This window comes from Alteribacillus iranensis (genome assembly GCF_900113025.1).
Lineage (GTDB): Bacteria > Bacillota > Bacilli > Bacillales > Marinococcaceae > Alteribacillus_A > Alteribacillus_A iranensis.
The window spans coordinates 260,656-283,261 of sequence record NZ_FONT01000004.1; the positions used below are offsets into that span (position 1 = coordinate 260,656).

The 22,606-nt window shown below is 39.7% G+C and carries 19 protein-coding genes and 1 pseudogene; 3 read left to right on the forward strand and 17 right to left on the reverse strand.

What is annotated here, in order from left to right:
* Positions 1 to 24: 24 nt before the first annotated feature.
* From BM095_RS11045 to BM095_RS11055, 4 genes are all read right to left on the reverse strand, one after another.
* Positions 25 to 483, reverse strand: a complete 459-nt coding sequence (locus tag BM095_RS11045; protein WP_091661607.1) for a chemotaxis protein CheW — start codon at positions 481 to 483, stop codon at positions 25 to 27.
* A gap of 504 nt (positions 484 to 987) precedes the next feature.
* Positions 988 to 1,641 (reverse strand): fructosamine kinase family protein, encoded by a 654-nt coding sequence (locus tag BM095_RS11050; RefSeq protein ID WP_322787610.1) that lies wholly within the window; start codon positions 1,639 to 1,641, stop codon positions 988 to 990.
* Positions 1,642 to 1,661: 20 nt separating this feature from the next.
* Positions 1,662 to 1,856, reverse strand: a complete 195-nt coding sequence (locus tag BM095_RS16885) for a fructosamine kinase family protein (RefSeq protein ID WP_322787611.1) — start codon at positions 1,854 to 1,856, stop codon at positions 1,662 to 1,664.
* Positions 1,853 to 2,323 (reverse strand): low molecular weight protein-tyrosine-phosphatase, encoded by a 471-nt coding sequence (locus BM095_RS11055; RefSeq protein WP_091661610.1) that lies wholly within the window; start codon positions 2,321 to 2,323, stop codon positions 1,853 to 1,855. The genes BM095_RS16885 and BM095_RS11055 overlap by 4 nt, the downstream gene beginning before the upstream one ends.
* Before the next feature lie 162 nt (positions 2,324 to 2,485).
* Between BM095_RS11055 and thiD the strand changes: the two genes are divergently transcribed.
* Complete coding sequence (thiD, locus tag BM095_RS11060) at positions 2,486 to 3,304, forward strand: bifunctional hydroxymethylpyrimidine kinase/phosphomethylpyrimidine kinase (protein WP_245757881.1); 819 nt, start codon at positions 2,486 to 2,488, stop codon at positions 3,302 to 3,304.
* A 9-nt stretch (positions 3,305 to 3,313) separates the two neighbouring features.
* On the opposite strand, the gene BM095_RS11065 is transcribed toward thiD, so the two are convergent.
* The 8 genes and pseudogenes from BM095_RS11065 to BM095_RS11100 all read right to left on the reverse strand — a co-directional run.
* Entirely contained in the window at positions 3,314 to 4,696 is a 1,383-nt protein-coding gene (locus tag BM095_RS11065; protein ID WP_091661615.1) for a sensor domain-containing phosphodiesterase, read from the reverse strand.
* 94 nt (positions 4,697 to 4,790) lie between these two features.
* Complete coding sequence (locus BM095_RS11070; RefSeq protein ID WP_091661618.1) at positions 4,791 to 6,512, reverse strand: methyl-accepting chemotaxis protein; 1,722 nt, start codon at positions 6,510 to 6,512, stop codon at positions 4,791 to 4,793.
* Between the two features lie 360 nt (positions 6,513 to 6,872).
* Complete coding sequence (locus BM095_RS11075) at positions 6,873 to 7,133, reverse strand: metal-sensitive transcriptional regulator (protein WP_091661620.1); 261 nt, start codon at positions 7,131 to 7,133, stop codon at positions 6,873 to 6,875.
* A gap of 189 nt (positions 7,134 to 7,322) precedes the next feature.
* Positions 7,323 to 9,065: a SulP family inorganic anion transporter gene (locus BM095_RS11080; protein ID WP_091661622.1), complete on the reverse strand. Its 1,743-nt coding sequence runs from the start codon at positions 9,063 to 9,065 to the stop codon at positions 7,323 to 7,325.
* Between the two features lie 172 nt (positions 9,066 to 9,237).
* Positions 9,238 to 9,573, reverse strand: coding sequence for an ArsR/SmtB family transcription factor (locus tag BM095_RS11085; protein WP_091661625.1), 336 nt, complete (start codon positions 9,571 to 9,573; stop codon positions 9,238 to 9,240).
* A gap of 317 nt (positions 9,574 to 9,890) precedes the next feature.
* Entirely contained in the window at positions 9,891 to 10,916 is a 1,026-nt protein-coding gene (locus BM095_RS11090; RefSeq protein WP_091661627.1) for an NADH:flavin oxidoreductase/NADH oxidase, read from the reverse strand.
* 441 nt (positions 10,917 to 11,357) lie between these two features.
* A complete protein-coding gene (gene acsA / locus BM095_RS11095) occupies positions 11,358 to 13,079 on the reverse strand; it encodes an acetate--CoA ligase (protein ID WP_091661630.1) in 1,722 nt (573 codons plus the stop codon).
* A gap of 230 nt (positions 13,080 to 13,309) precedes the next feature.
* Positions 13,310 to 13,799: pseudogene (locus BM095_RS11100) on the reverse strand (aldo/keto reductase); the annotation flags it as partial.
* Positions 13,800 to 14,100: 301 nt separating this feature from the next.
* Between BM095_RS11100 and htpG the strand changes: the two are divergent.
* Positions 14,101 to 15,978 (forward strand): molecular chaperone HtpG, encoded by a 1,878-nt coding sequence (htpG, locus tag BM095_RS11105; protein ID WP_091661632.1) that lies wholly within the window; start codon positions 14,101 to 14,103, stop codon positions 15,976 to 15,978.
* A 513-nt stretch (positions 15,979 to 16,491) separates the two neighbouring features.
* Here htpG and BM095_RS11110 read toward each other — a convergent pair.
* From BM095_RS11110 to BM095_RS11130, 4 genes are all read right to left on the reverse strand, one after another.
* The gene (locus BM095_RS11110; protein WP_091661635.1) at positions 16,492 to 16,935 is read right to left on the reverse strand and encodes a DUF5392 family protein; all 444 of its coding nucleotides are present in this window, start codon (positions 16,933 to 16,935) and stop codon (positions 16,492 to 16,494) included.
* Positions 16,936 to 17,078: 143 nt separating this feature from the next.
* Positions 17,079 to 18,542 (reverse strand): nicotinate phosphoribosyltransferase, encoded by a 1,464-nt coding sequence (locus BM095_RS11115; protein ID WP_091661637.1) that lies wholly within the window; start codon positions 18,540 to 18,542, stop codon positions 17,079 to 17,081.
* Positions 18,543 to 19,305: 763 nt separating this feature from the next.
* Complete coding sequence (locus BM095_RS11125; protein ID WP_091661643.1) at positions 19,306 to 19,794, reverse strand: CBO0543 family protein; 489 nt, start codon at positions 19,792 to 19,794, stop codon at positions 19,306 to 19,308.
* A 149-nt stretch (positions 19,795 to 19,943) separates the two neighbouring features.
* Positions 19,944 to 20,309 carry a DUF2512 family protein gene (locus BM095_RS11130; RefSeq protein ID WP_091661646.1) on the reverse strand — a complete coding sequence of 122 codons (366 nt, stop codon included), beginning with the start codon at positions 20,307 to 20,309 and terminating at the stop codon, positions 19,944 to 19,946.
* Between the two features lie 163 nt (positions 20,310 to 20,472).
* On the opposite strand from BM095_RS11130, the gene BM095_RS11135 reads away from it, so the two are divergent.
* Entirely contained in the window at positions 20,473 to 21,489 is a 1,017-nt protein-coding gene (locus BM095_RS11135) for a DUF3231 family protein (protein ID WP_091661649.1), read from the forward strand.
* A gap of 109 nt (positions 21,490 to 21,598) precedes the next feature.
* Here BM095_RS11135 and BM095_RS11140 read toward each other — a convergent pair whose 3' ends face one another.
* Positions 21,599 to 22,360 carry a 3D domain-containing protein gene (locus tag BM095_RS11140; protein ID WP_091661652.1) on the reverse strand — a complete coding sequence of 254 codons (762 nt, stop codon included), beginning with the start codon at positions 22,358 to 22,360 and terminating at the stop codon, positions 21,599 to 21,601.
* Between the last annotated feature and the right edge of the window lie 246 nt (positions 22,361 to 22,606).

The window sequence follows — 22,606 nt, forward strand, 5'->3', positions numbered from 1 at the left end:
CACTCTGGATTCCGTGTTCTATTTTCATATCATAGATCTAATTTTACCGAATGTTTCCTCATCCATTTCTTTCAGCATGTACTCAATATCTAATAAAATAATTAACCGGTTTTCCATCTTAGCCACTTGTACTGCTTGGTCGGTTTCCTCTCCATCAACTTGAACTGTTTCAAGGATAGTTTCAGGAATATCCATTACTTCATTTGCCTTGTCCACGATAAGACCTATCTTTATATCACCAACGTGGGCCAGAAGTATTTTATAATCGTTATCCAACTCTGTTTCTTTCTGCAACAAATACGATCTCAAATCTAAGAGAGGGGTAACCTCTCCACGTATATTCGTTACTCCTTTTATATAATCAGCTGTGTTCGGCACTTTCGTGATCGGTTGTGGTTTCTCTATCCCCGTGATGTGATCGACAGGGAAAGCAAATTCCTCTTCTTCTATTTGACACACCACATTCCTTACCTGGTACTCCATGTAATCCCCTCCTCGTCTTTCATAATTTAATATTTTTATATCATTTATCAGCAGAAAACTATCTACTAAAGGAAGTGACACTCTATTCGTTCATATGAATACATATTGTCGTGCGCATGCTTGACAATAAGATACAGGTCATCTGGTGGCCGCAGGTGATGACGAATATAGATGATCGGCTAAAGAAAAAGGAACTTCTACTAAAACCTCACACCTCGTGTGTGCAACGTAGAAGCCACCGCCTCCTGCGGAAGTTCCTGGGACAACGCCGATCTGGCTTGCACAGGAGGTGCTGACTTTTGCGTTACAAACAGGACGTTTGTGATTTTAGCAAAAGATCATTCAACTGTGGGCCTCCGAGCGACTAGGAGCTGTAGCTAGACATTACTCCATGAATGTAATACTTTCTTATCTTAAAAAAGGACAGGACAGTTCTTTTTATGAACTATCTTGTCCTTAATATCGGTTATTTTTTTCACTTATTTAGGAGAAAAGTTCGATACCTTATACATATCTAGAGAGAACTCTGTCAATCGATGATCCGTAGGACTCACCAAAAAGGTTTAAATGAACAAGTAAATAATATAGTTGATAGATATGTTTACGTTCCTCGTATTCGGGAGATAAAGGGGAAATCTCTCGATATGCGTCATAAAAACGAGAGGAATATCCTCCGAACAGTTCAGTAAAAGCTATCTCAAATTCTCTGTCGCCATAAAAAACAGCTGGATCAATTAAATAAGGGGCTCCCTTGGGACCGGTCATCCAATTTCCTCCCCATAAATCTCCATGCAACATCGAAGGACCTGGTTGATGAGGGATCCATTTTTCTAAGTTTATTAACAAACGATAAAGGTTGTCTTTTCGCTTTCCTCGCAACATTCCTTGTTTTTCAGCAAGGTTCGCTTGAAAGCCAAGACGTTGATCCCGCAAAAACGTCACCCAGTCCTCCCGCCACCCATTTGGCTGAGGGAGAGTCCCAATATAATTATCTGATGTTAATCCGTAACCATGCTTGGACAGAGAAAAATGTAAATGAGCCAGACCTTGCCCTAATTGCTCCTCTGTATCAACTGTCGCTTCCCCTTCCAACCATTCCATAAGGATATAGCCGGCCGTGGAATGGCTCTCGTGACTCCAATGATATACCAAAGGCACCTGCAAGGCGTCTGTGTTTCTTACATGCGAAGACCTTCTGCTTCTTTTTGAAAGAAATCATTAGGTGCTTTTCCGTTATACTTGAAAAAATATTGGTCATCCGAAGTGATTATCCGGTATGCTTCGCTAATATCCCCTCCAGAAACGGAATAAATGTTCTTCAATGAAGAAGTGTCTCCCATGTCTTTTAACACGTTCTCTATCTTTTCTCTCATATGCTGCTTTGCTCCCGTATATGAGCAAGTAATTGGTCACAGCCTTCATCCACCATGTTATACACTTCATCAAAATTACCGGTAAAATAAGGGTCTGGTACGTCCTCTATTTTATTTCGAGGAACGAAGTCCATTAATTTCGTTATTTTAGTATCATTCGCTTCATCAGCCAAGCTACGGATGGACCTCATATTGTCGGCATCCATCGCTACGACATAATCAGCATTTTCTACATCTCGTTTCTCTATTTTTCTCGCCACGATCCCCGAAAAATCTATATCTTTTTCACGGAGTAATTCACACGTTCCTTGATGAGGGGTTTCTCCTTCATGCCAGTCTCCTGTTCCAACAGAATCTACGACAATGTCACGTTCAAGACCTGCTTCTTTCACTTTATGACGAAATACCGCTTCCGCCATGGGTGATCGACAAATATTTCCAAGACAAACAAACAGTACTTGTATCATTGATAACCTCCGGTACTCTTTTTGCCCTCATTGTACCATTTGCTTTATTAGAAAAGAATCGTCTTTATGGTTATAATAGCTAGAAAGATCGAAACTTCGCCAAGAATTAGAAATAAACGTGAATTGAAGTGTAAACTGCATTGTAGGAAAGAGGAGGTTTACATGAGAAAAGTATTGTCCATAGCAGGCTCTAGCAGTATGGGCGGAGCAGGCATACAAGCGGATTTAAAAACATTTCAAGAGTTAGAAGTGTACGGCATGGCTGCTATTACAGCGATCGTCACGATCAGTGACCAAAAAGGCAGACACATTTTTCCCCAATCGTTAGAATCCCTGGAAGCTCAAGTTCTTACTGCTTCCGAGCGTTCCGATCTAGATGCCATAAAGACAGGAATGATTTATTCAGAAGAGCAGGTTCAATATGTAGTGGATGTAACAATAAATCAGAGCATCCCACGGGTGATTGTGGACCCGGTGATTGTTACAAAAAGCGGCGCAGAAATCGTAGAGAAAGAGGCCATCCATAAGTTGAAGAACAACCTTCTGCCATTAGCGACTATTGTAACTCCAAACACCCCAGAAGCCGAAAAACTAAGCGGTTTGTCCCGCGTAGATTCAGTGGAAAAAATGAAAGAGGCGGCCAACATCATCCATTCTTTCGGACCGAAATATGTAATAGTGAAGGGAGGGCGGCTAACATCCAAACAAGCGGTAGATGTGTTATTCGACGGAAAACAGTATACGTTGTTGGCTACGGAACGCATACCAACTGATACAAACGGTGCCGGCTGTACCTTTTCTGCGGCAATAGCAGCTGAGCTGTCAAAAGGCCATTCCGTCTTTAACAGCGTCAAAACAGCTAAAGAATATATTACCGGAGCCATTGCTCAAAGCATCACCTTTAAAGGAGCATCAAGCAGGATTAACCATACAGCCCACCGAGAAAGTGCCAAGCCACAAGTCCTAGTAACGTTAGAATAGTCGTGTATGCTATGTTATGTTAGCGGTACTTTCCAGTAACCCTCTCATCTCAGGATACTTTCTCGTGATCTCTCTGAGAGGCATTGGTTTACTAAACAAAAATCCTTGAACACGATCACAACGCATATCTGTAAGTATTTTCAGTTGATTGTTTGTTTCTACTCCTTCAGCAACGGTTGTTACATTTAATTGTCGGCTTAGTAAAATAATCATTTCAACGATTTTTTGGTTATTGATATCTTTTTCCATATTAGCTATAAAACTGCGGTCTATTTTTAACTCATCGACAGGTAGATCTTTCAAATAATGCAAGGAGGAATAGGCCGTTCCAAAATCATCAATAGAAATCTTTACTCCAATGTCTCGAAGCTTGCTTAGGACTTCCATGTTATCTCGCTCGATAATAAAGCGTTCGGTTACTTCTAATACAAGGTGTGAGGCAGGGAAGGAATACACTTGTAAGAGATCAGCCACTGCTTCGACGAAATCATCATTCCCAAATTGTCGGGCAGAGATATTAACGGATAAGGTAAGGTGCTTCCAACCATTTTGATGGAGTTTGCTCACTTCATCCAAGGATTTCTTAAGAACCCACTGTTCCATATCCAGTATAAAACCTGTTTCTTCTGCTACTTCAATAAATGCGGCCGGGGGTAATAATCCTGAATTTGGGTGGTTCCATCGTATCAATGCTTCAATCCCAAATTTGTTATCTTCTATACCGAAATAAGGCTGAAAATATACTTCAAACTCTTCTTTTTCTAAAGCACGCCGAAGCTGGGTGAGGATGGATTCATTCTGTGTTTTCCCAATTAAGATACTCTCTTTTTTACCCACCTTATCCTTCTTTGGTGCCGTATCCACTCTCTCACCTGTGCAATGTATCTCTACAGCAATGGCCGCCAGTCTTTTATACATTTCTAACGCCTTAATCATTTCTTCACTTGGTGTGTGGACTTTTTTGTAATAAACAGTCATTGTCCCTAATATCTTCTGTTTCGAAGATAGGATTGGCATGGAAAAACACGCCTTGTATCCATAAGAAGCAGCGATGTGACGATATTTCCTCCATAAAGGATCTACTTCTATATTGGATACCATTACATTTCTTTTGAAAAATGCCGCCGTTCCACAAGAGCCTTCATAAGGACCAATATCCACACTTCCCATCCTTTTACGGAATTCTTTAGACAAAGAAGTACTAATCATATCTGCCAGTTTTTTTTCTAAAGGATGGTACAACATAATAGAAGCATACATTGAAACACTACCTTGCAACTTTTCCATGCTTGTCGTAATGAATTTCAATATTTTTCTGAGCGATGTCCCAGAAGAGATCATTTGGATAATCTTCGTTTGATCCTGATGGAAATGTGGATGTTCAACTTTCATCGTAAGTACCCTCTCTTCTCATTCGAAATTGTGTAACTACATCAGCCGTCCACTAGCTGATGCCATCGTTCACTCGTTTAGAACGGGGCTTGGACTAATGAAAGGTTGATTCTATTTCAGATACGAGAGAGAGAAACGTGTCAGACGCGGTGGCTAGCCGCTCGTAAGTATTGTGGGCTTCGTTTCCCTTCCCCTCCCCATGCTGCTTCACGGCTAGTGCCGCCAGTTGATGAATAGCTTCATGGGATTCCTCTATTTTCTGTAACATCTCATTATCTTTCAAAGGAGAGCGCAGGTCTTCTTGGAGCCAGTTATAAAAACTGCAAGCGTGGAAGTCTTCAGATTTTACGTCCCCAATACCAAGAATGGTATTGTATACTTTCCATTTCAACAGTAAGTGGTCTGTCTTTGTTACTTTCATAATGTCTTTTCCATTTAGTTCAACGTTTATATTAAAAAAGGAGTTTCTATAGTCATCCATTTGTTTGCTGAGATCGAACACTAATGTACCTGTTTCTCTCGCTATTTTCACCGTTTCACTACTTAGATCATATATATTTGTATTTCTTTGTGCGATATCCATGACGGTAGACGTTTGCTCTTCACTCATGGCAGCAATTTGAGAGATGGATTCGTTAATCGAACTCATCGTAGATACAATCATAGAAAGTGCATCTCCAGCCTGCTCCGCTCCATCCACACTTTGCTCCACCCACTTACCAGTCTTTTTAATACGATCAGTGACTTCACGGGAGAGGTGTTGCAGTGCATCTATATTCGAGGTAATTTGCTTGATTTGATGCTGGGTATTCTCAGATAAATTTCTCACCTCAGAGGCCACCACAGAAAAACCCCGTCCATGTTCTCCCGCTCGAGCCGCTTCGATGCTGGCATTCAATGCTAGTAAATTTGTTTGCTCAGCAATATCCTTAATGATGCCTACCACACTCTGCGTATGTTCAATTTCTCTATCCAGCTGACTAACCTTTTCCACTACATCTTCGTAAACTGTTCCAACATTTTTTATATCATCAAGGGAATGGTGAATAATTTCTTTGCTCTCTTCTGCGGATACTACTGCATCACCTGTACTCTCAGCGACATTCATGGCATAATCTGCCACTTCATTTATGGAGGCGCTCATCTGCTCTGTTGCCGCCGAGACGCTGTGAGTTTCCTCAATTTGTTTATCCATACCAACTACAAGATTTTTCGTTGTATCGAGTTGAGTCGTGTGATTTAACAATCCGGAAATATCGAACAAAAAGGACTTAAACGTATCTTCCATGTAAACTCCCACTATTAATTGTTGGTCAAATGCCGCTAATTTTTGAATAGCCAAAACAGAAGCCATTAGCTGGTTAGGTTTACGTTGAAGTTTTTCCATGAGAATTGATGTCATCATTTGCATAAGCATATGATGAGCTGATATAAAGTGATCGGCTGTCAAACTAATACGGCTGTGTACTTCCCCAACCGTGATCCTCGTTTTAATATAGTCTTCATTCAAATCTGCGGCGAGAAATTGATCAAGATAGATTTGCATCGTTTTCCTTAATCGTTCCACCGTCGAATAATTGGAAATAATACTTTCCAAATGAGGTACCTGTGTTATTTGCTTATAAAAATAATTAACGATTTCTTCTTTATGAGGGGCGAGCACATGCGCTGCTGACCGTACATCTTCAAGGGTGTCATGTTCAATCCCTAAGAATTTCAAGTAATCCTTAGCTCGTGTATCGACATAGATGTCTGTATCGCCATCGTAACTCATAAACTCTTGCCATGATCTAATCTTTTTCGCAAAAATACTCACTGGCTACTCACTCCATCTCGTATGTCATCCATCTCATCTAGCTGATTAAAATCTATCATTCCTGCTGTAAGAGCCCCTATTGTAGAGTCAGCTTCAACAAGTGAAAAAGAACCGACCATATATAGGGCAGGTCAGGTCGGCCGTGCTGCTGATTCCTTGTCACTCTACATCTACATGAATCTATCTATAAATGACTGCTCAACGTGCATCTGTCAAAACTTCTATTATTCTTAATATCGGAGCGTTTAAAAACATTTTTACTCAATTGAACAAATATTGTTTAAATATCATCGCTGTGTCGTTGACATCACTCACAAAAAAAGCCCCCTAAAGGATAATTCTCCTTTAGGAAGCCTCCGGTTACCTGCTTTTCACAAGCAAATTCACAGCTTCTTGTACCATTTCTTCGGTACCTTCCCCTTTTTCGATCTGTTCTCGTATACATTCTTCCAAGTTAGTACTAACGACTAAGCCAATAGTGCGATCCAAGGCATTGCGGGCAGCGGACAATTGTCCTACGACATCTCGGCATTCTTTGTCCTCTTCCATCATGCGAAGAATGGCTCTAACCTGACCCTCTACTCTCTTTACTCTATTTTTCATTTGATCTGTATATTCCATACAGGACACTTCCTTTTTTCTAAACATAGTATTTACATTTTATACCACAAGGGGTATAAAGTCAACTTCATCGATATGGAAAAGAGGAGTATGCCATGTACTGGTGGACACATGAAGATAAAGCTATTTCATTTATTCCTGTTTTCCTATAATTACACAAAGATAATACATACGGTGGCTAATCGATTATCAGACGAATTCCACTTCCTTATGTCCAGGTTGTTGTGAGAACTTGTGACACTCATGAAAAGCAAAATGCTTACAGCCAGAACACTTCTTCTCGTTTATTCGAGAGAGAGCATCATCAATAGCCTCTCCCGTATGGTCAAATATATTTTCATTACCTATTACGTTATCTAAATCAGATCGCCTAAATGATTCTCTTACTTCTGGTAATACGCCGGAAACAAGAACAGTCCCGCCACCTCTCTGAAAGTGTTGGATCAGGCTTCTGAAATTAGCCTCCCCTGTTGTATCCATAAAGGGTACTTTCCCCATGCGTAGTATTAATATCTTGGGTTTATAGTGAATCGATTCCATAATCCGTTGTTCAAATAATTGAGCTACACCAAAAAACAAAGGTCCTTCAATGGTGTACATACTAATTTGCGGGCAGTCATGTTGATCATTCACTACATGCGACTGAACGGTTTCCTGCTCTTTCGAATGATCCGGGAGCACCTTAGACACAACAAGCATGGAACTCATGCGCTTTGCAAACAATACCACTGCTAATATTAGCCCAACTTGTACTGCTGTTGTAATACTTGTAAATACCGTGAATAAGAAAGTGGTCAGTAAAATGAGAGAGTCTCCTGATTTCATTTTTAATACATGGGCAAATTGTTTCCTTTCACTCATATTCCAAGCTACCACCATTAAAACAGGAGCCATGCTCGCTAGTGGAATATGAGATGCATACGGAGCCAGAAGTAAAATAGTTATTAACACAAAAATACTATGAATAATACCCGACATTGGAGATACTGCTCCGGATTTTATATTCGTAGCAGTACGAGCGATAGCTCCTGTGGCTGGAATCCCACCAAACAATGGTGTCACCACATTAGCGATCCCCTGACCAATTAATTCTTTGTTACTGTTGTGTTTACTATTCGTCATTCCGTCAGCGACTACTGCCGACAACAATGATTCGATTCCGCCGAGCATAGCAATGGCGAATGCTGGTGCGAGCAAGTACTGGATACGTTCCCATGATATTTCAGGGACAGAGAGTGATGGAAACTCACTTGGAATATTGCCAAATACTGTGCTTATCGTTGGAACATGTCCTGAAAAAAAGATAGATGCGATTACCGTTGATACGATTAAACCAATGAGCGAGCCTGGTACTTTCCGAAATAACTTAGGGGAAATAAGTATGGTAACGAGACAAATCATTGCCGTGGCGACTCCATAGACGTTAATCGTATCCATATGCTTGTAAATTTCCTTCATATTTGCAATAAAGGATTCATGCTTTTCAATCTCTGTCAGCCCCAAAAAATTAGCTATCTGACCTGTGAAAATAATGACAGCAATGCCCGATGTAAACCCGATGGTAACAGGTCTGGGTATAAATTTAATGAAGGAACCAAGCTTAAACATACCTAACAAACAGAGAATAATACCCGCCATCAAACCAGCAAGCAGTAAGTCCTCATATCCGTATGTAATCACAATACCTAGCAATATAGGTATAAATGCACCAGTTGGACCGCCAATTTGGAATTTTGAACCACCGAAAATTGAAATAAGGATACCTGCGATAACCGTTGTATATATTCCATATTCCGGTTTTACACCAGAAGCTACAGCGAATGCCATTCCTAATGGGATAGCGATAACTCCTACAATAACCCCTGACAATAAATCCTTTTGCAAATGCTGGAAGGAATACCCCTCAAATCTCCCTCTCCATAACCCTTTCACTTTTCACCCTTCTTTTCGATATAAATTTATTTTATCCAAAAACTTCTTCTATCTTGTCCGATAAAAAGTATCGCCTCTATTTGCCTGAAATGTACTGTGTTATCTCCAAGCATTTCTTCAAGCTGTTTGTATATTCCAGAAAAAATGTCTGCTAGTAAAGTGTTTCATCTACTTAACTATTTTTGTCGGTTTCTAACCTCTCTAACATGGAATAGGTATCCACTAAATGATTGTTAAATATATCTTTTGCTACATCTAGCAATTCTGAAATTGCAGGATCGCGCAGCGAGTAGACGACATGTTTTCCATTTTTTGTTCCAACTACGATATTTTTATTCCGGAGCACACTTAATTGTTGAGAAACAGCTGACCCTTCACTTTGAAGCGCACGCTGGATCTCATTGACACTTTTTTCTCCCTCTGATAAAACTTCTAAAATACGTATTCTTAGCGGATGTGACAATGCTTTAAAAAAATCCGCCTTAAATTGCTGTAAATCATTCCACATGATATTACCTCTTTTGCTCTATATAATCACATATTCAAAAATTTGAATATGTGATTATAAATTATACATCTCTTTTTCCTATAGTTCAATGGTCAAGAGACATACACGCAAAAATACATTTACGTTTACTTCCTGTGAATAAACCACTACCTACAAAGTTCGCTGAGGCTAGGCACAGAAGGTGGCCAACGTTTCATATTTGGTGATGCTTGTACTCTTTTCAACTAAAATACTCCAGCTATTGACTGAGTCAAAGCTGGAGTATGTAATATTATGCCTTATTTCCCTCTATATCTTCTAAAACATCGAGGAGCACTTTATTTAAAACCCATCATGTATTGAACAGGCGGCTCTGCTTCCATCTTCAATGCCTTGGCCGCCTCTAATGACCAATAAGGGTTGCGTAACATTCCTCTTCCGATAATCGCCAGATCTGCTTCCCCATTCCCTATGACAGAATTGGCAAGTACTGGGTCCTCTAGGCGTCCTACTGCACCGACTGGTACCTCTACAGCTTTTTTGATTTCACGAGCGAGAGGAACTTGGTAGCCGGCATGTGTGCCAGGTTTACCCCCGCCGCCAATTGGTCCTTCCCCTCCAGAGCTTACATCAAACAAATCTACTCCCGCTTCTTTAAAAGCTTTAGAAAAGGAGATGCTTGTTTCTAATCCGTACCCTTCTTCCACATATTCTCTTGCTGATATGCGCATAAACAAAGGCATATCTTCTGGTATTTCTTCTTTTACGGCCCGGATGATATCCACTCCAAATTTCGTGCGGTCTTTACCATATTCGTCTTCTCGCTTATTCGTATAAGGGGAAATAAATTGGTGTATTAAGTAACCATGAGCCCCGTGAAGTTCAATTACATCAAATCCTGCCTGAACAGCCCGTCGTGCAGCAAGACGGTATTTCTCTACCATTTCTTTGACTTCTTCCGTTTCTAAAGCCCGCGGTTGCTTAAAGTTTTCATTGAAAGCAATTGCCGATGGGGCTACAGGAGTTTCAGCATCTTCTGCTTTTCGCCCTGCGTGGGCAATTTGAATTCCAATTTTTGCCCCATACCGATGAACTTCCTTCACAATGTTGGCGTAAGCCTCTATGTGTTCATCTGACCAAATGCCAAGGTCACGGTTTGTAATACGACCGTCTGGCTCCACATCCGTCATCTCTATCATAATAAGCCCTGCCCCTCCTACGGCACGGCTGACGTAGTGCTGAAAATGCCATTCATTTGGTTTTCCATCCTCAGCCGTCACGGAATATTGGCACATGGGGGACATCACAATTCGGTTTTTTAAGTCCAGTCCTTTTAAACGGAAAGGGGAAAATAAATGATCCATTGTTATCTCTCCTTATTTTGTTAACTAACGATTAACTATAAAAAGTATAAATCATTACTATCTTTATTCTAAGTAAGTTGCTCATTCCTTATGTGAGATCACTACTCCAGCATACGTGGTTCTATTCTTTATGGTACTACGAAGCAAAAAAGAAATGCTTATCCACTTTTCACGGGAGATGAGTGAGCAAGCTCTCTAGTTTGCAGATTTTCCACTCACCCGTTCCCGCTATCGTGTCAGCATTTCTTTCAAAGGATTTGGTTGTTTTTCTATTTTATTCTATTTCTAACTCAACTACCTCTTCTAACAATGGAACATTATACTAGGTGGATATTCTAGATCGGTTACACTCTCGCTAGTTCGATTGTTGCAGCCGACGTTCCACGGTTCACCAATCAAACGAAGAATTTAAGAAATGGTCTCAGTCACTATCTTTTTCCACTACTCTTCCATGGTTGATAAATCACCAGTTGGAAGGTTAAGCTCCCATGCTTTCAACACGCGGCGCATGATTTTCCCTGAACGCGTTTTCGGGATGGAATCACGTATTTCAAATTGGCGAGGGGCCGCATGCGCTGCAAGTTTTGTCTTCACATGCTGTCTAATTTCTTCTAGTAGTTCCTCACTCTCTTCATACCCTTCTCTTAAGGTAAGGAACGCTTTAATCACTTCCCCTCGTACAGGGTCAGGTACGCCAATGACACCAGCTTCCGCAACAGCCGGATGTTCCACTAGTTTACTTTCTACTTCAAATGGTCCCACACGTTCACCAGACGTATTGATTACATCATCTACCCGTCCTTCAAACCAGAAGTATCCCTCTTCATCCTTATACGCAGTATCTCCCGAAATAAACCAACCATTTAAAAAATACTGTTCATAGCGTTCTGGGTTATTCCAAACGGTACGTACCATAGCCGGCCATGTCGGCTTAATGGCAAGATTACCCATACGGCGAGCCGGTAGTTCTTCTCCATTATCATCTATGATAGAGACTTCAATGCCCGGAAGCGGTTTACCCATGGATCCTGGCCTGATTGGATTACAACGGAAGTTCGCGCATACCGGGGCTCCCGTTTCTGTCATCCACCAATTATCGTGAATACGTAACTTTAATGCCTCTTGTCCCCAGCGAATGACTTCTGGATTTAATGGCTCTCCCGCCGATAACATATGACGAAGGTGAGAAAGATCATATTTATTCGGAAGCTCGTCCCCGCTACTCATTAAGAGGCGAAAGGCTGTAGGAGCGCTAAACCACACACTGACTTTGTGCTTTTCAAGGGTAGAAAACCATTCTTCTGCATCAAAACGGCCACCACGAACTACATTTGTCACACCATTCAGCCAAGGTGCCCACATTCCTGCTGAAGTTCCAGTAACCCAACCAGGATCTGCCGTACACCAATATACGTCATCTTCTTTTAGATCGTATACCCATTTGCCTGCTAAGTACTGATGAAGCATGGCATCATGAGCTTGTAAAACTCCTTTAGGTTTACCAGTTGATCCCGAGGTATAAATTAACAGCATCCCATCTTCACGGTCTACCCATTCGATAGTGTGTTCGTCCTTACTATTTATTAAATCCTTAAACAGAAGCTGGTTATTCTTGGTTCTCTCGTCCGCCCCTGCTAAAATGACGTATTCCAAATCAGGCAGATCGTTATCTGGTATCCTATCAAGTAGTTCAGGGGTAGTAACGACGGCTTTTGCCCCACTGTCTGAAAGCCGCTCTTTGACAGCGCCTTCCATAAACGCTTCAAACATCGGTCCCGCAATTGCCCCTATTCTAAGAATTCCGAGCATAGAAATATATAATTCAGGGCTTCTTGGCATAAAAATAAATACTCGATCACCTTTTGTTATGCCATTATCACGCAGGCCATTAGCAAACCTGGTAGACAAGTCTTTCAATTCAGAATAAGTGAAAGTTTCTTCTCGTTGACTATCGGCATATATGAGTGCAACCTTGTTTCCTTTCCCTTCTTCCACATGACGATCAATGGCTTCATGGACCATATTTACTTTTCCTGTATCAGACCAGGTGAAATGCTTTTCTATATCTTTCCAGTTCATATCCTTCACTGTTTGCTCATAATTCTGAAGGTTCGCGGTCTGATCCATGTCTTTAATTTCGCGAAAATCTAACGAGCCTTCCATGAAAATTACCCCTTTCATCATTCCTGAATGTACTATAACAGGTTATTATTTAATCATATTGTACAATAACATAATAACTATTGAAATACTTTTATTAAAAAACAAAATATTTTTTAGGAGAAGAAAAGGGATACATTATTATAGCTCCATTCAGGGTAAGACAATTTCAAGCCGAGATTTCTATTTTTAGAACCAGCAATGACGCATTATCACCGCTGGTTCTTTTACTATTATTGAAAAATGTGATCGATGCTATGTATTTCTTTGGAGGCAAGGGACACATCCATCGTTTTCAGGTTGTCCAAGACTTGTGAAGGACGTTTTGCCCCCGGTATAATAGCATCGAATGAAGGGACGGTTAAATACCAGGCTAATACAACATGAGGAACATCGACTCCGTTGCTGCGAGCAATCTCACGAAGTTCTTCTACTTTCTATAGATTCAAACGCTCGCCTTGAAACTCAGGATGAGTGGATGTCATTGAATGTGGAGGATTCGGAATATTTACCTGCAAGCAAGCCAGACACTAATGGAAAGTAAGGAACAAACGTAATGTTATTTTCTTCAGTGTAAGGAAGCAGGTCTTGTTCCGCTCCTCGGTTTAGTAAGTTATATTCAGACTGAACAACATCCACGTACCCATCTTTGTTTGCTTCCTTTAATTGTTCAATCGTAAAATTCGATACACCAATCGTACGAATTCCTTCTTCTTCGTCCAGCGTATTCGGATAGATATTATGCCCTGCCACTGTGTTCGTACCTAAACCGACAGGATGAACGAAGACATCAGACTTTCCTAGCTTCGTATATTTTGTCACCCATTCCACTCCTTATCAACTTGTCATATGAATGTTTAAAATTGCCTTTTGCACAAAGATCACAAAACAAGACCTGATACAGACATACTAGCATAGCCTGCCTATTTTCAACTTATTGACATACAAATCTTACGTTGTAAAATAAAAGTAAACAAATTAGCACTCGACGTTTTGGAGTGCTAAAAAGGAAGGAGCTCTCCGAATGGCTGTGAAAGAGTTTCAAGCAGAGTCTAAACGTTTGTTAGACATGATGGTTAATTCCATTTATTCTCAGAAAGAAATATTTTTAAGAGAGTTAATATCAAACGCAAGTGATGCGATTGATAAGATGTACTATAAGTCCTTAACCGATGACTCTATATCCTTCGACCGAGACAACTTCTACATAAAAATCACTGCTGACCAAAATAATAGATTATTGAAAATTGAAGATACAGGCATTGGTATGTCCGAAGAGGAGTTGGAGTCCAATTTAGGAACGATTGCAAAAAGTGGATCACTGGCATTTAAAAAGGAAACAGAAATAAAAGATGGTCATGATATTATCGGCCAATTCGGTGTTGGGTTTTATTCTGCGTTTATGGTTGCGGACACCGTGACTGTCTTGACTAAATCCGCAGACAGTAAGGAAGCTTTTAAATGGAACTCCAATGGCGCAGATGGGTACACCATTGAACCAGCAGATAAAAAGCACACGGGAACGGAAGTTATTATCAAACTTAGAGAAAACACAGAAGATGAGAATTTCGATGAGTTTTTAGATGAGCATCGTATCAAAACAATTATTAAAAAGTATTCTGACTTTATCCGCTATCCTATAAAAATGGATATCACTGTTCCAAAACCAAAAGAAAGCACGGAAAATGAGTTTGAAGAAATCGTGGAAGAGCAGACGGTTAACAGCATGGTGCCAATTTGGAGAAAAAACAAAAGTGAATTAAAAACAGAGGATTATGAAGCTTTTTATGCGGAAAAGCATTATGGCTTTGATAAACCATTAAAACATCTCCATCTCAGCGTGGATGGGGCAGTTCGCTATCAAGCTATTCTTTTCATCCCTGAACAAACCCCGTTTGACTATTATACGAAAGAATTTGAAAAGGGGTTGGAATTGTATTCTAATAGTGTCTTGATTATGGAAAAGTCTCCTGATCTATTACCTGATTATTTTAGCTTTGTGAAAGGAATGGTTGATTCAGAGGACTTATCCTTAAACATATCAAGGGAAATGTTACAGCATGATAGGCAACTTCAACTCATCGCCAAAAATATTAAAAATAAAATCAAAAACCTGCTGTTAAGCATGGTAAAAGATGACAGAGAGAACTATGAAACATTCTACCGTTCTTTTGGCCGCCAATTGAAGTTTGGCGTACAAATGGACTTCGGTGCTCATAAGGATGATTTAAAGGACTTGCTCCTTTTCTATTCTTCCAAAGAAAAAAAGTTAGTGACACTTTCAGAATATATCTCTCGTATGTCCGAAAATCAAAATTATATCTATTACGCTACAGGTGACTCATATGATCGCATAGAAAAACTGCCACAGACGGAAATGGTGTTAGACAAAGGCTATGAAATTCTTTACTTAAATGAAGATATCGATGAATTTGCTATCAAAACTTTAAGAGAGTATGAAGGTAAAGAGTTTAAGTCTGTAGCAAGCGGGGATTTAGGATTCGAAGAGGAGGAAGAGAAAAAGTCGGAAAAAGAAGAGGAGAATAACAAAGAACTGTTTGAGAAAATGAAAGATATCCTCGGAACTCGTGTAAAAGACGTAAGAGCATCTACGCGTTTAAAAACCCATCCTGTTTGTTTAACAGCAGAAGGTGAAGTTTCTATCGAAATGGAAAAAGTATTACAGTCGATGCCGGATAATCAAAACATTCAGGCAGAAAAAGTGTTAGAAATCAACACAGACCATGAAATATACAACTCTTTGACCAACGCATTAGCAAGCGATGAGGAAAAACTGAAATTGTATACGAATCTTCTCTTTAACCAGGCATGTCTTATTGAAGGGCTACCTGTAGAAGATCCCGTCGCTTTCACTAATGATATGTGTAAGGTGATGGTGTAACTTTAAAATAAAGTTGTATCAAAAGCTAATAAAAAATGAACTTGTGACAGCCCTTTTTTCAATTAAATAAGCTTTGTTGTTAAAATGAACTTATCCCCTTTCGTATAAATGGCTCTTCAGGTTCGTTTGCACCATGGCACAAGGGCGACATCAGTTCAAACGACTTTCACTGTGTCTTCTTAGCCGCGGGCAAGGCTTCAGCTAACCGCCGTCGGTGGATCTTACTGCCACAGGATGTGGTGGCTTCTACGTTGGCTTACGCAGAACGCGTTGACTTTTGCGTTGCAAACAGGACGTTTGCGCTTTTAGCAAAAGATCCATATTAGACGTTTGCGGTCTTAGTAGAAGTTCATTTATCTTAGCCGACGTCCCGCAGGCGTCTCACCTGTTCGCCATCAACCTTATGTAAGAAGTGGAAGAATCTAATCCTATTCATCCCAGCATTTGTTTCAGAACCTAAAATAAAAAGATGGCGGTGTGTCTTCACACCACCATCTTTCATTATCCTTAAGTTTAAGAAGCAGTCATGTTATTCATTCGCCGCTCGTGTTTAAGGAATTCATGGAAAACGTGATACATATCCGTTTCCTCGCTGCCTAGTTGTTCCAAGTATCTTACTTTCGCCCCTTCAGGGAGAACCTCGCTTTTTACGATCCTCCCTTTGATGTATTCCAAGCTCTTATCTCGAATTGCTTTTAGCTGATACATCGCTTCTTTTAATAGCGCCATTCCCACAGCTCCAGCAAAAGAAAGAAGAACAACCATAACTATCGTGTTACGGTTTACCGCTTCCGTTAGCAGTAAGAAATATATACTACCTAATGAAAAGAGGAGAAGAGGCACGGATATAGAACCAAGTATTTTGCTTTTCTTAACAAAAGGTGACAGCTTAGGCTCGATCTCTTCAAATTCTTTCTTTACGAGGATCGGCGTTTTTTTTCCAGAAATAGGATTCACCTGTCCCACCCCTTTAAAACATTCATCTCTTGCTGAAAAGGCAAGAAAACTATATTATATCTATCCTTATTCTATGGCGTTTTTCTGTTTGAATCAATCACCATTTTTAAACAAACGTTTGATTACACCCAGCGGTTGTACGATTACTTTTCACTTTTAATCTTATCCTTTACTTCTTGTATAAAATCCATTTTATTATCCCAACATGCCTGACTCAAGTCTACAGGATACTCTTCAGGGTTTAATGTGCGTTTATATTCATCCCACAAGAGGCTTAAATTCCCGGAAGCGTAAGATTGAATTTCTTCGAGAGGTGGTAAATTGTACACTTGCTCTCCATCTTTTAATATATCATGGTGAAGATCCACCGCTGTAAAATCTGTAACGTACTTTTTAATGAACGTATGAACGGGGTGGAACATTTTTAGGCTCTTTTCTTTTTGAGGCTGCTCATAATCAAGAGTAATGTAATCTCCTTCTGATTTTCCTGTCTTGTTGTTGATAATTCGATACACATTTTTGAGGCCTGGCGTTGTTACTTTCTCTGGATTCCCGCTAATTTTTATTGTATCCGCCATTTCTCCGTTTTCCTCTTCAATAGAGACAATTTTATAAACTGCCCCTAAAGCTGGCTGGTCAAACGCAGTGATTAACTTTGTCCCGACTCCCCAAATATCAATAGCTGCATTCTGGGACTTTAAATTGATGATGGTTTCTTCATCTAAATCATTGGATGCGATAATTTTTGTATCCGTGAAGCCAGCGTCATCCAGCATCTTTCTGGCTTTTTTTGATAAATAAGCTAAATCCCCGCTATCGAGCCGAATCGCTTTAAAATTGATGGTGTCCCCCAGCTCTTTGGCTACTTTGATTGCGGTGGGTACGCCAGAACGCAATGTGTCATACGTATCCACTAGAAACACACAATCTTTATGGCTTTCGGCATATTTATGAAACGCCTTATACTCATCTCGATACACTTGAACCATTGCATGGGCATGGGTTCCTGATACCGGAATGCCAAACATTTTCCCTGCTCTCACATTCGAAGTACCTTCAAATCCACCAATAAATGCAGAGCGTGCTCCCCAAATGGCGGCATCCATTTCCTGCGCACGACGACTGCCAAAATCAAATGCGGTGTCATCACCGACCACTTGCTTTAACCGAGCAGCTTTTGTGGCAATCAAGGTTTGAAAATTAACGATATTTAGCAGGGCTGTTTCAACAAGCTGGAGTTCAGCCAGAGGTGCTTCTATTCGCATTAATGGTTCATTGCCAAAAACTAATTCACCTTCCCGCATCGACCGAAGCGTCCCAGTAAATTGTAATTCCTTTAAATAAGCTAAAAACTCTTCCTTGTACCCGAGTTCCTTACGGAGATATTCGATATCACTCTCGGTAAATTTCAGCTCTTTCAGATGTTTCACTGCTTTTTCGAGACCTGCGAAAATAGCAAACCCATTTCCAAAAGGTAACTTTCGAAAATAAAGTTCAAATACTGCTCTTTTATTATGTATTCCATCCTCCCAATAGGTCTGGATCATATTAATTTGGTATAGATCCGTATGTAAAGCGAACCCATCATCCTTATATACGTGGTTCATCTCAACAGCCTCCATTCGTTACGACGAGAAAGAATATAATCATATATTACCCCCAGTATAACGAATGATCAACTTCCTCTCTTAGAAGTTTTTTCACAAAAATACGTTCATTTAAATGGGAAAGGTATGAGACGAACCTCTATTCAAGACCTCAAGACCTTTCAGATCGTGTTTTTTCGTTATATTTAACAAGGCTCTATGACCCTTTTCTTCTTAAAAATCCTTCTATATCCCAGTTCATGGGTACACGAAACAGAAGTAAGTAAAAAATGGCGGAAGCCCCAGAAAGAGAGTAAGTGAGAAATGGTTTTTTTAATACTAATAAGCTGAAGGTATACATTTTAGCATAGACGAGAGCTGACCATTTCAAATTCCAACCATGTGTAAAATAAATCATTTTAAAATATCTTTTCCCAACCCATTCTACTAGCAAAGAAAAGATAATCCACTTTATGTTATATAACACTTGCCTGCCCCAGCTCGAAGGATAATGTGAAAGAAACAGCAAAATACAAAGGGGATTAATAATAAATATGTGTAGAAATCGGACTGTCTTCGTTCCTAACTTTTTAGATGTAAAGTCCCAAAGCAAGTAATTCTTGCAAAGAAAGTAATAAAGTAAGTTGAAAAGAATTACCAGCCATATGCTTCGGGAGTAGCGGGATACATAGCGCCAGTTTTGTCTTTTTATATTAAACAACGCTAAACATAATGCGAGAAGGATGTGCATGTTATTTCCCTTCTTTCGTTTCCGTTCGATATTTTACCTTTCCGTAGCCGTTCGCTTTTTAAAAAAGTGGACGAGAACACGTAAGGATAGTGATTTTATGAAAAGTGTAAGAAACGATTCAAACAATCCCCATCCTTTTCCCCATTTTATTAATTGCGTTTTCGTAACAGCCCATGCCTCCACTGGAAGAATGGGGACTATAAACAACAACAATTTTAATGAAGATACAAAGATTTTATCTTTGTGAGTCACATGGTTATATAACATAGTAATGGTTGGATAGGTCACTAAATCAAACACGATATTAGTACGGAAGGTTTTTGGAAATAAACGGGTCGGATATTCTAATATTTTTTGAGTAACAAGTATATTATCAATAATTATATTGGTCACCGCATTAAACAAATACACAAACAATAAATCCTTTTTATGGGGACTTCTTGCAAAAACAAAGACTGCCACTATGATATTGATTAGCCATACTCTCTTAAGAAATTTTCTTTCCCAGACCGCTCTTTTCATTATGTTCTACCTCCCTTTTTGAGGAGAAATCACCTTTCGAATCAGCATGGGAGCCTGGACAAATGCGCGTGTCCAAGCTCTTTTGTGAGAGGAAACATGCCTATTCTTGATATCTTGGTGTTTATCGCTTTTGTAGCGCGTAAATAAACTTAAGAGTAAGCTCTTTCGTTATTAGGGAAGACTGCTCTCGCCACGTATTTATGGAACACCCACTCTCCTGCTCCTACAATAATAGATGTTAAGAGTGCTAAGCCGAAAGATACTGGTTCATTTAATATAAGCGGGCCAATCAGCCAAATAACTAACGTGCAAAGTCCGATATCAGCAAGCGTAGAGATTAGATTGTTCGTCGCTCGCAAAATAAAAATATCACCAATGATATACGCAGCAACGACTATAATGAGACTCAACCCAAGCGTATTCCATAAGGCATAGTCATTAAACAAAGAGAGCACAATACTAAGCACTAAAAAAACGAGCATTGTCTTTATTGCTAACGCGACCAAATGTTTCATATCTGTCCTCCTTTCTCATCTGCTCTTTTAGGATTTGAAACTAACTAACGAGATATACATGCAGAGAATGCTTTGACCCACTCCGTGTTCTCCTCATATTTTCCCCTTATTGCGGCACAATATGATTAATTCACACAACTTTGACGAATAGCGGAGGTTTGTAATGAGCGAAAAAAACATTCCATTGACTTCAGCCGAAATAGCATGCTTGTGGAACTTATACATGAATGATTCGGCGTCAGTTTGCTTTTTGAAATTTATGTTGCAATATATTCAAGACCCTGAAATTAAGCCTGTGATACAATTTGCCTTCGACATGTCTTCCAACCATAAACAACAGCTGACAGATCTATTTCAGCGTGAACAATTTGCAATCCCGAATGGTTTTGATGATCAAGACGTTAACATGGAAGCACCTTGGCTATACTCCGATATGTTCTGCCTTATTTATGTAGGTCACTTGTCTAAAGTTGGGTTATTAACATATGGCGGATTTGTAGCAATGAGTATGAGGAAGGATATTAGAGAATTTTTTACGAAGGGGTTAGAGGAAACAACACACTTGTATAACATAGTTGTGGATATCGCTGAACGGAAAGGACTGAATCCAAGACATCCTTATATCGATGTTCCAAAAGAAACGGATTATGTAAATAGTAAGAAATATATGAGTGGAATAAACCCTTTTAGTGAAAAACGACCAATAAATGCTATCGAAATTGCTCATTTATATATGAATGTATTGACAAACGCTATTGGTGAGAAAATTACTGTCAGCTTTGCACAAACTTCTTCCAATAAGGAAGTTCAAGAATTCATGATAAGAGCCAAAAATATTTCACAAAAGCATATAAAAATATTTGTAGACACTTTATTGGAAGATGAAATACAAACGCCTCGTTCACCTGATGTGAGTATAAGCCAATCTACCACACGTACCTTTTCAGACAAATTAATGATGTTTCAAATGAGTCTTTTAACAGCTGCAGGGATCGGTAATTACGCGACAGCTGCAGCAGCTAGCCAGCGAAGTGATGTGTCTTTAAATTATGAACGTCTTTCGTTAGAGACAGCAAAACTGGCAAAAAGCGGAGCAGACATTATGATAAAAAATAATTGGCTGGAACAGCCTCCTGGAGCTCCTAATCGAGAGAAACTCATTCGATCTCATCAACAGTAACTGTATGCTAGAAGAGCGCAAGCGCATATCTGAAAATCAACATGAAAAGCCATGGTCCCATCACACTGGATGGTTCCATGGCTTCATGTTACAGGCTTACGCTATTTTTTTAATTAAGAATCTTGATCTTCACTTGTCTATTTCCCCAGTTTAGAGCGTCACTTCTGCTCGGGAAGAAAACATCAATTTTGTTACCACGAATAGCGCCGCCAGTATCCCCAGCTATAGCTGTGCCGTATCCCTCAACGTGTACTTTTGTTCCAAGTGGGATTACGTTAGGATCAACTGCAATTACTTTTTGATTTGGGTTAGCCTTTAAGTTAATTCCTGTAGCTGTAATCCCAGAGCAGCCACTGCAGTTTGCTGTATAAGCCGTAGACGTTACCGTCATTTCACGTGCTGCTTTTTGAGTAGCCGATTTGGAAGAGCTTTGAGATGCAGAAGTTGCTGAAGTACTACCTTTTCCAGTTACTTTAAGACTTTGACCAGGATAAATCGTATTTGAAGAAAGGTTATTCCAGCTTTTCAACTGTCCCACAGAAATTCCATGGTTCACAGCGATTCGATATAACGTATCTCCACTCTTTACTTTATAGGAACTTGTACTGCTCTTCACATCTTGTTCCGCTTTCTTATCAGAGGAGGCTGATTCGCTAGTCGAAACTTTCAAGGTCTGGTTTGGATATATAAGGTTAGAAGATAAGCTATTTACGTTTTTTAACTCACCGACAGTAAGGTTATGATTCGCAGCAATTTGGTATAACGTATCTCCATTTTTTACTGTATATGTATCTGAAGCTGCAGCGCTACCAATAGATGTACCTACAAATAGAATAACGGCAGTCGCAGCCGCAGTGAAAAACTTCTTCAAAAAGATCAACTCCTTTATTTTCTATCACAGGGCTACTTTACCATAGGTATATTACAAGACTATATCAGAGGAATTCCCATTCTATTACATCCTTACTAGCAAATATTACATGTTACTAGTTAATTCTTCCTTTTGTACAAAGCAAAAAAGACAGAAATCCCGTTCCTTCAGTGCCTAGATCTAACTAGGAGAAAGAAGAAAAGGACAACTGTCTGTAAAAATTTAACCCTCTTATTAATCTTTGAA